This is a genomic window from Peribacillus sp. NPDC094092 (assembly GCF_050279365.1).
In the GTDB taxonomy this organism is placed as follows: domain Bacteria; phylum Bacillota; class Bacilli; order Bacillales; family DSM-1321; genus Peribacillus.
In genome coordinates, this window is record NZ_JBNNUC010000001.1 from 1,594,238 (window position 1) to 1,609,329 (window position 15,092).

The window sequence follows — 15,092 nt, forward strand, 5'->3', positions numbered from 1 at the left end:
TTCATGAACACGGAACTTATAAACTAATGACTTCATCCTTCCGCTTATCAACGACGCGAATGGCTTTCCCTTCTGAACGGGGGATGCTTTTTGGAATGTTAACAATAACATCCATCGTTACAAGGCATGTGGATTTCAAATGATGCTGTATCGTTTTCCTTAATATCTCCACATTCCCATGCGTTAGGTCCTCTTCAATCTCCCTATAGAAACCGCTTTCAATTTCAATGTGCAGTTCAACACCGTCCATTTTCCCCTTCTTAACGAGATGAATCTGATAATGAGGTACAATTCCCTTCATTTGGAATAATACACGCTCAATTTCAGAAGGAAATACATTCACTCCCCTGACTATGATCATATCATCCGTCCTGCCTTTGACACGGGACATTCTAGTTGTGGTACGCCCGCATTTACAAGGTTCATGGGTAATTGAGGCGATATCACCCGTCCGATAACGAATGATTGGCAGCGCTTCCTTTGTAAGGCTTGTAAAGACAAGTTCCCCATCTTCGCCGTCCTCCACTGGTTCAAGCGTGTCCGGATTAATGACCTCGACTAGAAAATGGTCTTCTGCGATATGCAGCCCATCCTGTGCTTCATGGCATTCTATCGCAACGCCGGGCCCCATGATTTCACTTAGTCCGTAAATATCGATAGCTTTCAAATTCAATTTTCTCTCAAGAGTTGCCCTCATTTCCTCTGACCATGGCTCAGCTCCGAAAATTCCATACTCGAGCCCATTATCTGCAGGATCGATCCCCATCTCTTCCATCTTTTCGGCAATATTCAATATATAAGTAGGGGTTCCGCAAATACCGCGCGGTTTAAAATCATTGATGATCGTAATCTGCCGATCGGTATTTCCCCCTGAAATGGGCACTGTCGCAACTCCTAGCTTTTCTGCACCGCAATGCAAACCAAGGCCCCCGGTGAACAGACCATATCCATATGCATTATGGAAAATATCTGACTTACGTCCTCCTGCTGCCACAATTCCACGTGCGACGATTGTTGCCCAATTTTCCAAATCATTTTTCGTATATCCGACAATTGTAGGCTTTCCGCTTGTTCCGGATGAACCATGAATGCGTGTGACATCCTCCATCGGAACGGCGAATAAACCGAATGGATACTGATCACGGAGAGTCTGCTTTTTTGTAAAGGGAAGCTTTATCACATCATTTAGGGTTTGTATATTTTCTGGTTCAAGACCCATCTCCTTAAATTTTTCTCTGTAATAAGGCACATTTTCATATACATGGCTTATCGTTTTTTTTAAGCGAGCCAATTGTAAACTTTCCATTTCAGCACGCGAAGCCGTTTCAATTTCCGGATTGTACATTGTTTAAGTCCCCCTCAATTTTACTATTGTCCCATCTGACATACATAACGTTAATAAAACGGAGATTAAATTATTGTTATGATTTATTTTTAGATTAATACGTCATTTCTACGTTGTCAATAATGTTTTATAAATTCAGAAAATGACCGAACAAACAAAAATATTAATTTACTAAATTTTCAGACTATGTTAATTTTAACAATGATATATCATTTTATCAAATCTTCGTTTTAAAAACGTACTATACCAAAAAGGGGGATTACTATGGAATCACCAGCTAAAACTGGGCATTCATCATCAGGTCATGACAGCGGAAACAAGTATCGTCAATTAATTGAAACGGAAGAATTCAAGTATTTGCTTCAAAAGAAAAAGGCTTTCATCGTACCTGTCACTCTCTTCTTTCTTGCTTTTTATTTTATTCTGCCTATTTTAGCTGCTTATAGCGAAATATTGAAAGGTGAAGCTTTTTTCAATATTACTTGGGCATGGGTATATGCACTTCTCCAATTTGCCGTCGTATGGTTAGGAGGAATTGTCTATATCAAAAAAGCAGTGAAGTACGACAAGCTGGCTAAAAATATCTTGAAAAAATATGAGAAGGAGCTTGGCGAATGAGCATTTTATCCCTCACACTTTTCTTGGGCATCATTTTGTTAACGCTTACAATAACTTATTACTCTTCTAAAAAAACGAAAAATGCCAGTGATTTTTATACTGCCGGCGGCGGATTGACAGCATGGCAAAATGGATTGGCCGTAGCAGGTGACTTTATGTCAGCCGCTTCTTTCCTCGGAATTACAGGTGCAATCGCACTGATTGGATTCGATGGCTTTTACATGAGCATCGGGAACCTAGTTGCCTTTCTTGTCTTATTGTACCTTGTGTCGGAACCACTTCGCAATCTAGGTAAGTTTACGCTGGCAGACATGATTTCAGCACGCTTCAAATCAAAAAAAGTGCGAGGGATAGCTGCTGCCAATACACTTGTCATTTCAATCTTTTACATGATTGCACAACTTGTTGGTGCAGGGGGACTAATTAAACTGCTGCTCGGCATCGATTATTGGCTATCCGTCCTACTTGTCGGTGTGCTGATGACGATTTATGTAATTTTCGGCGGGATGAGGGCGACAAGCTGGGTGCAGATCACCAAAGCGGTTCTCTTACTAGGCGGTTCCGCTGTGCTGACGTTCATCGTCTTTTCCCGTTTTAATTTCAACATTTCAGAGATGTTCCATCATGTCCAAACTGCAACACCACTCGGAAAGGAATTTTTGAATCCTGGAAATAAATACACAGATGGACTCGACATGATTTCATTTAATATGTCGCTTGTCCTTGGAGCAGCAGGCCTTCCGCATTTACTCGTCCGTTTCTTTACAGTAAAGGACGCAGCTACTGCAAGGAAATCCGTCGTATATTCCACATGGTTTATAGGGATATTTTTCATCATGACGATTTTCCTTGGTTTCGGTGCTGCATCTTTCGTCGGTTTTGAGCGGATCGTCGCAGCAAACTCGGCTGGAAACATGGCCGCTCCCCTTCTTGCATTAACCATGGGCGGTGAATTTTTATTCGCATTTGTTTCTGCTGTGGCATTTGCAACGATTTTAGCGGTTGTATCCGGTCTTGTTTTAACTTCGGCATCCGCTTTTGCACATGACATATACGGTGAAATCATCAAGGAAGGAAAGATTACGGAAAAACAGCAAATACTCGTCGCCCGAATGGCCTCTGTCGGCGTAGCTGTCATTTCGATTTTACTTGCTTTATTTGCACAGTCAATGAATGTCGCCTTTCTTTCAGTCCTTGCGCTTGGAATTGCTGCAAGTGCCAATTTACCAATCATCCTTTGCACAATCTATTGGAAACGCTTCAACGCAACCGGAGCGATCACAGGAATGTTATTCGGGTTACTCAGTTCCATCATACTGGTCATGCTCAGTCCCAATGTATGGAATCCGGAACCTGGGATGGGTATTTTCACGGGCAATCCCCTCTTCACGATGAGCAACCCGACCATTTTCACCGTACCGCTTGGCTTTATCGGAGCCTACTTAGGTACAATCTTGTCAAAAGCAAATGATGAGGAAAACAGTTTTCCTGAAGTACTGTTCAAATCCAACACCGGATATGGGATAAGTTCGGCAAAAGACCATTAAAAAAAGGGGGATTTCCATGACCACACATTTAGATCAAGATGTTCACGAATTGCATTATGACCAAATCAAACAAGTACTGGTCGATGAACCATATGCTTCTTTCCTCGGGATGAGATTGACGAAACTCGGTCCCGGCACAGCGGAAGCAGAATTGATTCCAAATGACCATATGCTTAATGCACATGGAACGGTTCACGGTGCCATTATCTTTTCACTTGCTGATTATGTGTTCGCAGCAGCCAGCAATTCATATGGCAAAATAGCGGTTGGCGTTTCAAATAACATCAACTTCTTATCAGCTGGCAAACGGGGGGAGACTTTAACCGCTAGAGCGGAAGAGATAAAGAAAAACCATAAACTGGCATGGTATAAAATAGAGGTGTTAAATGAAAGGGAATTGATCGCAACCATGGAAGCCATGGTATTCAGGAAAAATCAATATTTCGTCGACCAAGTTGAATGAGTAACGTTTGAACCCGGACAAGCAAACAATCCACTTGTCCGGGCCCTTTCTTGCCGTTGATACATACACAAAGCTGATAAAAAAGGGGGGATTACCGTTTCGGTATCCCCCCCTCCATTATAATGATTTCAATTGCCCCGAACCTTATTTGCAAAGCCTTCTCCCTAGTTATTGACCGCAATACTGGAATCTATCACTTTTAACCACTCCCCACGCTCCCCTTCTCTTATTACATCAGTCTGATAAACTATTTTCCCTTTATTAATGGTACCCGTGATATGGCAAGGAAAGGTATGGCCCATATAAACGCTATGCTTGTGTTTCGCAAAAAAATTCGATTCCGAAACTTCATGCGTACCATTAAGGGAAACGATAGCAAGGTCTGCATTCATCCCCTCCTTAATTTGTCCTTTCCTAGAAGAGAGACCGAACCTTTTTGCCGGGGCTGAAGCTGTCCACTCAGCGACTTTATGAAGCGGGATACCGTGTAAAACTGCCAATTCTATCATCGACATCAGCGAAAATTGCCCCCCGCTTATTCCCCCCCACGCTTCAAAAATATTATGTATGGCAGGATCTTTCAGCTCATAAGGGCATGGTGAATGGTCGGAAGAAATCATATCGAATTTCCCCTCCATTAAATAGGTAATCAATCTTCCTTGTTCTTCTCTTCCCCTTAGTGGGGGAGCACATTTTGCAACCGCGCCTTTTTCTATTAAATCATCCTGATTGAATAATAAATAATGCGGACACGTCTCAACCGTCACATCCAGTCCCCTTTGTTTGGCCGATTGAATTTTTTCGATGGCCAAACTACTGCTAATATGGACAAAGTGCAGCGGACAGCCTGTTAACTCTGCATATGTAATGGCACGTCCCACTGCCTCCGCTTCCGCTTGCACAGGTCTTGTAGCTGCATAATCATTCGCACTGGATAGTCCATTCTTCTCTTTTTCCTGCTTTAACCACTGAGTGATATGATCACTTTCCGCATGAAGTGCCAAGACCTTGCCCAATTCTGCAATTTTCTTCATTCCATGTAAAAGGGTGAAATCATCCGCTCGCTCAAACTCCTCATTCCCTGTCGCTGAGAGAAAGGCTTTAAATCCAATGACTCCTGATTTGGCGAGATCCTCTAAATCATCGATATTTCCCGGGACCAATCCCCCCCATAATCCAAAGTCTATAACTGACTTCATCTCACCGAGCCTGCCCTTTTCAAGAAGAGCCTTTCGATCGATGGTTGAAGGGATTCCGTTCAATGGCATATCGAAATATGTGGTGCAGCCTCCCGCCGCCATCATTTGCGATCCTGTTTCAAAGCCTTCCCAATGTGCGCGGCCAGGTTCGCTAAAATGCACATGGACATCAATCATACCCGGAAAGATATGCTGGCCACCCGCCTCATATTCTACATCCGCTTTATCATCCAGAAGATCCCCGACCTTGGCAATCACCCCATCTTGGATGGCAAGATCAGCTTTCTTCACTTCATCAGGAAAAACTACATATCCATTGCGGATAATAAGATCATATCTAGACACACGGACCACTCCTCCAAAATATTTTTATAATCAAAGAGATTCCCTTGATGCAAGCACTTTCTCCGTCTTTCCCACATACACATCCAGTGCAGCCTGCAAAGCCTCTCCCCGATTAACCTGGAACCCCTGACGCAAAAGGACAGCTTCCAAGGAAGCCAATACAAAGAGGACGTTTTCTTTTCTGCAACTGAAACCCATCGTCCCAATCCTCCAAATTTTTCCGTGAAGTGGACCAAATGAGGACGCGATCTCGATACTGAATTCATTCAACAGCATGGCTCTTACAGCTTCACCGTCGATTCCTTTTGGAATTTCGATGCAGGTTACACATGGAAGTTTGTTTTTTCCATCCCCGAATAACGTTAACCCCATCGCCTTGATCCCTTCAACGAGAGCAGCTTCATGAAGTTCATGACGGGCAAAGCGCGTTTCCAGACCTTCTTCAAGCACCAGGCGCAATCCTTCACGTAACGCATAAATCATGGAAGTCGCTTCTGTATGGTGATTCAAACGGCGCGGGCCCCAATAATCCTGCAGCATGCTTAAATCGAAATAATTACTGGTGATCGGACGGCGGACCGAAACCTTTTGGTTATCTTCATCCGTCGCAATGCCACGTTCCACCTTTTTGCGGGACTGGATGATTTCTTCTATTCGCTCGTTATACGTAATGGGTGCCATACCCGAAGGAACGGACAAGCACTTTTGTGTACCGCCTATCAATCCATCAATGTACCATTCATCCACCTTTACATCGGTGCCCCCGATGGAAGCAACCGCATCCACCACAAGCAGGACACCCAATTCACGGCATGCCAACCCGATTTCCTTCAAAGGCTGCATACAACCAGTGGAAGTTTCCCCATGGACGATTGCTGTTATTTTAGGGGAGACCTTCTTGATTTCCTCAATGACAGCTTTCGGTTCGAACACCTCTCCCCAAGGACATTCCATCGTATGGACTTCAGCTCCGTATCGCTCACAAATTTCCACCAACAGGTGACCGAATCTTCCGAATATAGGAACCAGAACCTTATCCCCTGGCTCAATGATGCTGCATAGAAGCGCTTCATTGCCCGATCTTGAGGTGCCATCTATCGGGAACGCCCATTTATTTTTCGTTTGAAAAACCAAACGCAGCATTTCCATCACTTCATTCATGATAGTAGTGAATGCAGGATCGAATTGCCCTAGTATCGGTGTGCTCATCGCCCTTAAGACACGCGGGTCCACCTCGACCGGGCCTGGTGTCATGATCGTTCTCATCGGTGCATTCAATTCTGAATATGCCATTTTAACCAACTCCTTTTAATAGGCTAATTTATATAGTATTTCACTTAAAACGTCGATTCCCATTTCCATATCCGCAACACTCGTAAACTCCTTAGGCGAATGGCTGATCCCCCCCTTACTTGGAACGAACAGCAGGCAAGTCGGACAATACGAACCAAACACCTGTGCATCATGCCCGGCTCCGCTGACCATATCTTGGTAAGGTATATTTTTATCTTCAGCTATCTTTCGGACAAGGCGATTCATCTCCCGATCCATGGCGACAGGTTTGACATCCATCCATTGTGAAACCTCCAGCTTCATTTCACCTTCTTTTGCCAAGGAATCGAAAGTCGAAAAGATTTCCTGACAAAACCTTTCAAGAACCACTTCCTCGTAGTGCCTGATATCGAGACTGAACTCCACTTCACCAGCAATGACATTCGGGACATTAGGTTTAACATCCATTCTGCCGACCGTCGCAACTAAACTCGGGTCCATGTCCTTCGCTTTTTTCGTTAAAAAGGAAATGAATTCAGAAGCAAAACCGACTGCATCCTTCCTATAGGACATGGGAGTGGTTCCCGCATGATCACTCTCACCAATGATTTTCACCGTATAACGGCGCTGGCCGACAATATGGCTGACGACCCCAACCGTATTCTTATTCTTTTCAAGCACCATTCCCTGTTCTATATGGATTTCAACAAACCGTTCGATGTCATCGCGGACCGGGGGAATATAGGCTTCAGGTTCAAATCCTGATTTTTTCATGGCTTCCAAAAAAGGAATTCCTTCAGTATCCTTTAAATCCCTGACATGCTCAAGACCATAGACTCCTTTAATATTCCTCGATCCCCAAAACGTTAAAGGAAATCTGCTTCCTTCCTCCTCACAAAAGGAAACGACTTCAATCGTCTTCCGTGGCTGCCCATAGGTTTTATACAATCTCTTAACTGCCAGGAAACTAGCGACGACCCCATATGCACCGTCATATTTCCCTCCATCCTTGACCGTGTCTATATGGGAGCCGGTCAGAATGGTTTCATCGGAGGGGTCCGTTCCCACAAGCCTGCCAAACAAGTTGCCTACACTATCAAAATATGTAATAAGGTTTTCTTTTTCCATCTCAGCTTTCAATGCTTGCTGAGCGCTCATCCATTCCTCGGAATATAATAACCGGGTCACCCCATCACTCTCCGTTGCCCCGAAAGATGCTAACCATTCAATCATTGTAGCAACTTCGTCCTTTTGATTTATGGACTTTTCGATTTGAATGCCCATCCCATCGCCGCCCTTCCAATATCCATTCATGTTATGAATATTCACAAATATATGTTATCTATTATTTTACTTGCTTTCATCTATAACTTCATTGACATTATTGTTAGTATTTCGGTGTTTCTTTGTGCAAAATGACCAACGAAAACGAAACAATACTTCCCGCAATAGAAGAGGGTGCCCTTGTAACAGGGACACCCTCTTTTCCTCAACTTGTATAATTCGCGCCTAAGCCCCATTTGACGATAAGCGCATCGACGTCTTATCTGCCGCGATATGTGCTTCCGCTTGCAGATCGAGAGTAAGCTCCTCCTGCTTTTGATTTTCCACCATTCCCCTTTTCCGCATTACATCCCAAACTATGCAATTTGTACGATATGCCAAAGGATTTGTATGATATGATAATGGAATCCGCAAAGCATGGTAATGAACATCAGTAATCGCACTAAATAATTCTTTGGATTCATACACAACTTTATAAAATCACTCTCAATACTCTACTTTTCCAAAATGAGGTGTTTCAGATGAAAGTTAGCGAACTTTTAACATTGCCTGCTTTAACCGGCATGCATGTAATAGCCGGAGGAACAGGAATCGAACGGGAAGTCCAAACAGTCAATATGATGGATGCTCCGGATATCATCAACTTTTTAAAACCAAATGAATTCCTTGTAACAACGGCTTATCACGTAAAGGACAAGCCCCACCACTTATCATCACTCGTCGAAGCGATGGCAAATCAAGGCTGCGCCGCCCTAGGGATAAAGACAAGAAGATACCTAAAAGAGATACCTGAGGATGTACTGGTTCTTGCCAATGATTTATCCTTTCCAATCATTGAACTCCCTGCAGAATTGTCACTCGGGGAGATCATCAACCATACATTACGGGGGATTTTGGATCAACGTGCAGCGGAATTGACTTTTGCCATGGAAACACACAAACAATTCACAAACTTAATCATGCGGGGGAAAGGAATTCAAAAGCTGCTTGATCATTTATCGAATATGATCGGATACCCCATCTTATTAGTTGATCAGTACCTAAAACCGATATTCCATCCCATCTCAACATCCGGAATTATTCCAATAATCAAAAAAATGAACGAAGAGGGATTCCGATTCCATAAAACCAAAACATCATTCTTTTCGTTTTCATCCCTTTCAAATAAACAACCCTATACCGTATTCCCCATCTATTTGAATGAAGAAAAATTTGGTTATTTGACGATATCGGGAGAAATCAAGACTAGCGATAACCTCATAACATTGACGATAGAACAGGCAACTAATGTCATATCTTTTGCCTTGTTGAAGGAACATGCCCTTAAACAGCATGACCGGAATATCCGAAATGATTTCTTCCTTCATTTTCTTGATGGCAGTTTCTCCTCCCAAGAGGAAATCATAAATCGAGCAAAAGAGTTTTCCTTACACAATGAACAAACCTTTATATGCGCAGTCGGAAAGATCGACGAACCCGAATCGGACATAAGTTACACACAGCTGCAACGAAGGGCTGATTCGATATACGAGTTTTTGGAAGATGAACTTTGCCTATCGAATGATCCGATTCACCTCTTTACAAAAGGCAAGAAATGCATTCTGTTATACGAAGTGAACGAAGTCTCTGCCGATGTACTCCAAACTGTCGAAACTTCGCTAAAATCATTGCAAATGATAACAGCCAGCCAGTTCGGCTGCACGATTTCTTTCGGGGTGAGCCATATGAGCCCGAGTTTTTTACAGACCAAGAACGCTTACAAAGAAGCGAACGACTCTCTTCTCGAAGGCGGTCTTTCGAAAAGGACCGAATACATCCAAATATTCCGGACGAAGGATATTATGGAATTATTGAGAGTCATCCCAGAAGAAGACCTCATGAATTTTTACCATTTTGCACTACAGGGATTTTCAAAGGTTTTCTCCGAGGAGGAGCAATCCTTATTACAGACATTATCTGTCTATCTCGAAACGCATTGCCAAATATCCGAAACTGCCAAAAGATTATTCGTACATCGGAACACCGTTGTATACAGACTCGAGAAATGCGAAGAGCTGCTCGGCAAAAGCCTAAAAGATTCAGAGGCCACACTCCAGATCAGGCTTGCCCTTCGCATTAAATCCTTACTTGATTTATAAAACACAAGCCTCTCCTCACTTTATGCAAGTTGTCTATATCCATAACCTAAAATTATTTAATCGAATTACCGCTATCCATTCGAAAAATAACCGGCAAGGAAATGAGTGGAAAAGATATAGTCAAAGGCTACCGGGCAGAACGCCTGTATTCACTTTAAGCGGGATTTTCAATGCTTTGGGTTACAGTCGCTTCCGGAATCAAAAGGCCGACCGGCCTAAAACGTGATGATTGAATTATCCTTTTACAAATCATCGACGTCTGACTGGGGCAGCTTCTCCAGTCAGACGGTCACAAATACAGACGGGAGGCTCGATGCTCAGCTGGTGGTCATAGAAAACACTAAAATGGGCAACTACGAAATCGCTTTTTTCCTCATGGGGGAAGTTAAAAACTGCCGGAGAAGATCTTCTCCGACAGTTTCTGTTTGATCGCTTCTATTTGTTTTTCTCATCATCATCCTGACGAAACAATGATTCATATCAAGCTATTATTTTCGCAAACCGTTTGATGTATTTTCTTACGTAAAAACCCCCAAAGTGGCTTAAAAATCTTTCTATAATGGAATAGCGCCTGTAAGTAAAGCAATAATGATCATGACTACAGATGTTCCCACTGCCCATTTTAAGATGAATTTTTGATGTTTACCAAAATCCACCTTTGCCATCCCAACCAATAAATGGGTCGAAGCAATTAATGGACTCATCGCGTGTATCGGTTGCCCAAGTACTGAAGCCCGCGCTATTTCAACTGGATCCACTCCATATGCCGCTGCAGTTTTAGCGATAATAGGCACTACTCCAAAATAATAAGGATCATTTGCCATTACGTATGTTAGAGGAAGACTTGTAATTGCTGTTATGAGCGCAAAAGACGAACCCAGCTGCTCAGGAATTATTGAAATGAGGCTGTTAGCCATTTCATCAACCATGTGTGTTCCCGAAAGAATCCCTGTAAAAACACCAGAAGCAAAAATTAAAGCCACAACAATTACAACACTGTCAGCGTGAGATGAAAGCACTTTCTTTTGCACTTCCAAATTAGGGTAATTAGCCAATAAAGCCAGTGAGAATGCCATGATAAACAATACTGGTAGAGCTAGGATGCCTAGGACAAGAGCAACAATGAGTGAAAGCGTTAACAATAAATTGAACCATATTAATTTTGGCCGTTTTAAATCTATTTCTACCGTTGAGGCTTGCTCTTGATTTGCTAAAAAATGATGGGCCAAATCAAGATCAAGAACCCCTAATCTTTTACGTTCTTTTTTGCCCAGGATATATGCTGTAAATAATACCCATAGCAAACCACCTACCATTACTGGTACAAGAGGAAGAAAAACTTCATTGGGATCAAGTTTAAGTGCACTAATCGCTCTTGCAGTAGGTCCTCCCCATGGAAGAATGTTCATTACCCCAAAGGCCATCATTGATACACATGTTAAGATGAGCGGGTTAATGCCCAAACGGATATAAAGAGGTAACATCGCTGAAACTGTTATGATGTAGGTTGTCGTACCATCTCCATCTAAAGCAACTAGACTTGATAGAACCGCCGTTCCAATCACTACTTTTAAAGGATCTCCTTTAACAATATAAAGAATTTTGGATATTAGTGGATCAAACAATCCAGCTTCAATCATTATTCCAAAATACATGACTGCAAACATTAGCATGATTCCTGTAGGAGCAACACCCATTAATCCTTCTAACACCATAGGCCCCAAGTCTTTTCCAAATCCACCGACTATAGCAAAGAGTAGTGGAATAACAATCAATGCAGTCAAAGCAGACATCCTTCTTGTCACGATAAAAAAGATAAAACATATCATCATTAAAAAGCCTAATATAGCAATCACCAAATCCCCCCAATCAGTTGAAATCGCTTACAATCCAATTCATCTACAATTAATAAAAAAACATTTATTATAGAAATGGGAAATTCAAGACTAATTGACTTCCCGAATCTCCATTAAAAAATAAACCCCATAATTATTTTTGGAAGACTTCTGCCGCTAAACTGCCATCTTCCTTTTTAACCAGTTGGCGTATAACAGTTTGCATAATACCCCCATTATAGTAGTAATCAATATCCACCGAACTATCAAGACGAACTATAACTTCAAATTCAAAGGAACTGCTATCTTCACGAATCACTTTTAATTTTATCAATTGACCTGGTTTAATGCCATTACTCAAGCCGACGGTCTCAAACGTTTCATTTCCATTAATATTAAGTGATGAAGCATTTTGCCCTTCTAAAAATTGAAGAGGAAGAACACCCATTCCAACTAAGTTATTCCGATGAATTCGCTCAAAACTTTCGGCAATGACTGCTTTTACCCCAAGAAGAAATGGTCCTTTTGCAGCCCAGTCTCGAGAACTTCCAGTACCGTATTCTTTACCGGCAATAATAAATAATGGTGTACCATTTTCCTGATACTTTAAGGAAGCTTCGTGGATGGACATGATTTCATTCGTTGGAAAGTACCTAGTAACGCCTCCTTCAGATCCAGGGACTAATTGATTACGAATTCTTATATTAGCTAATGCAGCTCGAATCATAACCTCATGATTCCCACGACGTGATGGATAAGAGTTGAAATCTTTAACCTTTACCCCTTTCCGTTGTAAATAGATTCCTGATGAACTATCCGGCTTTATTGCTCCAGAAGGAGATAGATGATCAGTAGTTACTGAATCACCAAGCTTTGCAATTAGACGGCCACCTTTAATTTCCTTTATATCTGCAGGCTGTACAGGAAGATCTTTAAAGAAAGGTGGCTCTTGAATGTATGTTGAAGATGGATCCCACTCATATAAATTCCCTTCAGGAATTTTAATCGAGTTCCACTTTACATTTCCATCGTATACGCTTTTATATCTTTCTTTGTATAATTCAGGACGAACAGCATTATTTAACAATTCCCCAATTTCTATTGAAGATGGCCAAATGTCTCGCAAATAAACAGGCTGGTCGGCATGATCATAACCAATGGGTTGACTTGTGAAATCTATATCAACCGTGCCTGCAAGTGCATATGCAATAACCAATGGCGGTGATGCCAAATAATTTGCTTTAATCTGAGGGTGGACACGGCCTTCAAAGTTTCTATTACCTGATAGTACACCAGCTACAACTAAATCGTGATCCACGATTGCTTTGCTGACTTCAGGAAGAAGCGGTCCTGAATTGCCTATACATGTTGCACAACCGTACCCTGCTATATGGAAGCCAAGTGTTTCAAGATGTCCTAAAAGTCCCGATTCTTTTAGGTAGTCTGTTACAACACGTGATCCCGGCGTCAACGAGGTTTTCACATAAGCGGGTATTTGCAGACCCTTTTCCACAGCTTTTCGGGCCACAAGACCTGCCATGATTAATACAGACGGATTTGATGTATTTGTACAGCTTGTAATGGCAGCCAGAACGACCGATCCATTTTTAATTACAGATTTTTCATCAACAGCCTGTTCCATTTGGACCTCTTTTGTTAAATCAAGTTCATCCAATCCATAGCCGCCTTTTTCAATCGGTGAACGGGCAACCTCATTAAAGTTTTGTTTCATCTCAGTCAATTCAACTTTATCCTGAGGGCGTTTAGGACCTGCAAGGCATGGTTTTATCGTAGATAAATCGAGTACAGCTAAATCAGAATAAACGGGTTCAAAGTCATTTTTGTCCATAAACATACCCTGGGCTTTATAATAAGCCTCAACTAACGCTATTTGCTCTTCACTGCGGCCGATTAACCTCAAGTAGTTCAATGTTTCCCGATCTACAGGAAAAAAGCCCATTGTCGCACCATACTCTGGTGCCATGTTGGCAACAGTTGCTCGGTCGGCAATGCTCATTCCCCCTACTCCAGGACCAAAAAATTCCACGAACTTACCTACAACCCCTTTTCTTCTAAGGAGACTTGTAATAGTCAGTGCCACATCTGTTGCAGTTGCACCTTCCGGGAGTGATCCCGTTAATTTGAACCCAACTACTTCAGGAATAACAAAATAGACTGGCTGACCTAACATCGCCGCTTCTGCTTCAATTCCGCCAACTCCCCAAGCCACTACACCTAGTCCATTTACCATTGTTGTATGTGAATCTGTTCCTACAAGTGAATCGGGATACACGACTGTTGTACCGCAATCTTCCTTTGTCGCCACAACCGAAGATAGATACTCCATATTAATTTGATGCATGATCCCCGTTGCTGGGGGAACTACAGAAAAATTAGTAAAAGATCCTTGAGCCCAGCGGAGAAAACGAAAACGTTCCATGTTTCTCTCAAAATTAAGCTTTTCATTTAACTGCATCGCATCCTGTCTGCCGAAATAGTCAACAGTTACGGAGTGGTCAACTACAAGGTCCACCGGTATTAATGGATTAATATCCGTTATGTTTCCACCGATGCGATTCATTGTTTCACGCATCGCAGCTAAATCAACGATTGCTGGTAATCCAGTTGTATCATGAAGAAGAACACGTGCTGGTTTAAATGGTACCTCCTGATTTCGGTCCCGTTTGACTGTCCAATTTGCTAATGTACGCACATGCTCTTCCGTTACACTTACACCATCATAATTTCTGATGGCAGCCTCTAATAACACCTTTATCGAGTAAGGTAATTGAGAAATATTCCCTAATCCATTTTCCTCTAATGTTTTAATTCGATAATACCTATAGACCCTTTCATTAATGTAAATCTCTGACCGAACATTAAATCGTTCTTCAATTCCACTATTCAAGTTTCGTTCGACCCCTTTGCTAAGTTCTTATTAATTTCATTTTATTTCAAATTTCCTCATGCGAATAATATTGATATTTCATAGGGTACTATGAAACTTTTATATATTAAATCATCGGCCATTTTTCAAATTCCACTG

10 protein-coding genes are annotated in these 15,092 nt (G+C 42.1%); 4 read left to right on the forward strand and 6 right to left on the reverse strand.

What is annotated here, in order from left to right; translation table 11 throughout:
• Positions 1-16: 16 nt before the first annotated feature.
• Positions 17-1,345: a phenylacetate--CoA ligase family protein gene (locus tag ACQKNS_RS07690; protein ID WP_427641882.1), complete on the reverse strand. Its 1,329-nt coding sequence runs from the start codon at positions 1,343-1,345 to the stop codon at positions 17-19.
• A gap of 264 nt (positions 1,346-1,609) precedes the next feature.
• Here ACQKNS_RS07690 and ACQKNS_RS07695 point away from each other — a divergent pair, with 264 nt between their 5' ends.
• From ACQKNS_RS07695 to ACQKNS_RS07705, 3 genes are read left to right on the forward strand one after another with little or no spacing between them, the layout of a single operon-like run.
• Positions 1,610-1,963 (forward strand): DUF485 domain-containing protein, encoded by a 354-nt coding sequence (locus ACQKNS_RS07695; RefSeq protein WP_427641883.1) that lies wholly within the window; start codon positions 1,610-1,612, stop codon positions 1,961-1,963.
• Positions 1,960-3,510, forward strand: a complete 1,551-nt coding sequence (locus ACQKNS_RS07700; RefSeq protein ID WP_427641884.1) for a solute symporter family protein — start codon at positions 1,960-1,962, stop codon at positions 3,508-3,510. Before ACQKNS_RS07695 ends, ACQKNS_RS07700 begins: the two co-directional genes overlap by 4 nt.
• Positions 3,511-3,526: 16 nt before the next feature.
• A complete protein-coding gene (locus ACQKNS_RS07705; protein ID WP_427641885.1) occupies positions 3,527-3,973 on the forward strand; it encodes a PaaI family thioesterase in 447 nt (148 codons plus the stop codon).
• Between the two features lie 164 nt (positions 3,974-4,137).
• Here ACQKNS_RS07705 and ACQKNS_RS07710 read toward each other — a convergent pair whose 3' ends face one another.
• Genes ACQKNS_RS07710 through allC form a run of 3 tightly spaced genes read right to left on the reverse strand, consistent with a single transcriptional unit; the run spans position 4,138 to position 8,073 of the window.
• Entirely contained in the window at positions 4,138-5,517 is a 1,380-nt protein-coding gene (locus tag ACQKNS_RS07710; protein WP_427641886.1) for an allantoinase, read from the reverse strand.
• A gap of 30 nt (positions 5,518-5,547) precedes the next feature.
• On the reverse strand, positions 5,548-6,810 hold the full coding sequence (locus ACQKNS_RS07715) for a pyridoxal-phosphate-dependent aminotransferase family protein (RefSeq protein WP_427641887.1): 1,263 nt from the start codon (positions 6,808-6,810) through the stop codon (positions 5,548-5,550).
• 15 nt (positions 6,811-6,825) lie between these two features.
• Positions 6,826-8,073 (reverse strand): allantoate deiminase, encoded by a 1,248-nt coding sequence (gene allC, locus ACQKNS_RS07720; protein ID WP_427641888.1) that lies wholly within the window; start codon positions 8,071-8,073, stop codon positions 6,826-6,828.
• A 521-nt stretch (positions 8,074-8,594) separates the two neighbouring features.
• Here allC and ACQKNS_RS07725 point away from each other — a divergent pair.
• Positions 8,595-10,211, forward strand: a complete 1,617-nt coding sequence (locus tag ACQKNS_RS07725) for a PucR family transcriptional regulator (protein WP_427641889.1) — start codon at positions 8,595-8,597, stop codon at positions 10,209-10,211.
• Between the two features lie 554 nt (positions 10,212-10,765).
• On the opposite strand, the gene ACQKNS_RS07730 is transcribed toward ACQKNS_RS07725, so the two are convergent.
• Entirely contained in the window at positions 10,766-12,067 is a 1,302-nt protein-coding gene (locus ACQKNS_RS07730) for a CitMHS family transporter (RefSeq protein ID WP_427641890.1), read from the reverse strand.
• A gap of 133 nt (positions 12,068-12,200) precedes the next feature.
• The gene (gene acnA, locus ACQKNS_RS07735; RefSeq protein WP_427641891.1) at positions 12,201-14,954 is read right to left on the reverse strand and encodes an aconitate hydratase AcnA; all 2,754 of its coding nucleotides are present in this window, start codon (positions 14,952-14,954) and stop codon (positions 12,201-12,203) included.
• Positions 14,955-15,092: the final 138 nt, after the last annotated feature.

Bases quoted from the DNA above. Each gene is read 5' to 3' on its own strand.
- ACQKNS_RS07690 (WP_427641882.1), bottom strand. From the start codon at position 1,345: ATGTACAATCCGGAAATTGAAACGGCTTCGCGTGCTGAAATGGAAAGT.
- ACQKNS_RS07695 (WP_427641883.1), top strand. From the start codon at position 1,610: ATGGAATCACCAGCTAAAACTGGGCATTCATCATCAGGTCATGACAGC.
- ACQKNS_RS07700 (WP_427641884.1), top strand. From the start codon at position 1,960: ATGAGCATTTTATCCCTCACACTTTTCTTGGGCATCATTTTGTTAACG.
- ACQKNS_RS07705 (WP_427641885.1), top strand. From the start codon at position 3,527: ATGACCACACATTTAGATCAAGATGTTCACGAATTGCATTATGACCAA.
- ACQKNS_RS07715 (WP_427641887.1), bottom strand. From the start codon at position 6,810: ATGGCATATTCAGAATTGAATGCACCGATGAGAACGATCATGACACCA.
- allC (WP_427641888.1), bottom strand. From the start codon at position 8,073: ATGGGCATTCAAATCGAAAAGTCCATAAATCAAAAGGACGAAGTTGCT.
- ACQKNS_RS07725 (WP_427641889.1), top strand. From the start codon at position 8,595: ATGAAAGTTAGCGAACTTTTAACATTGCCTGCTTTAACCGGCATGCAT.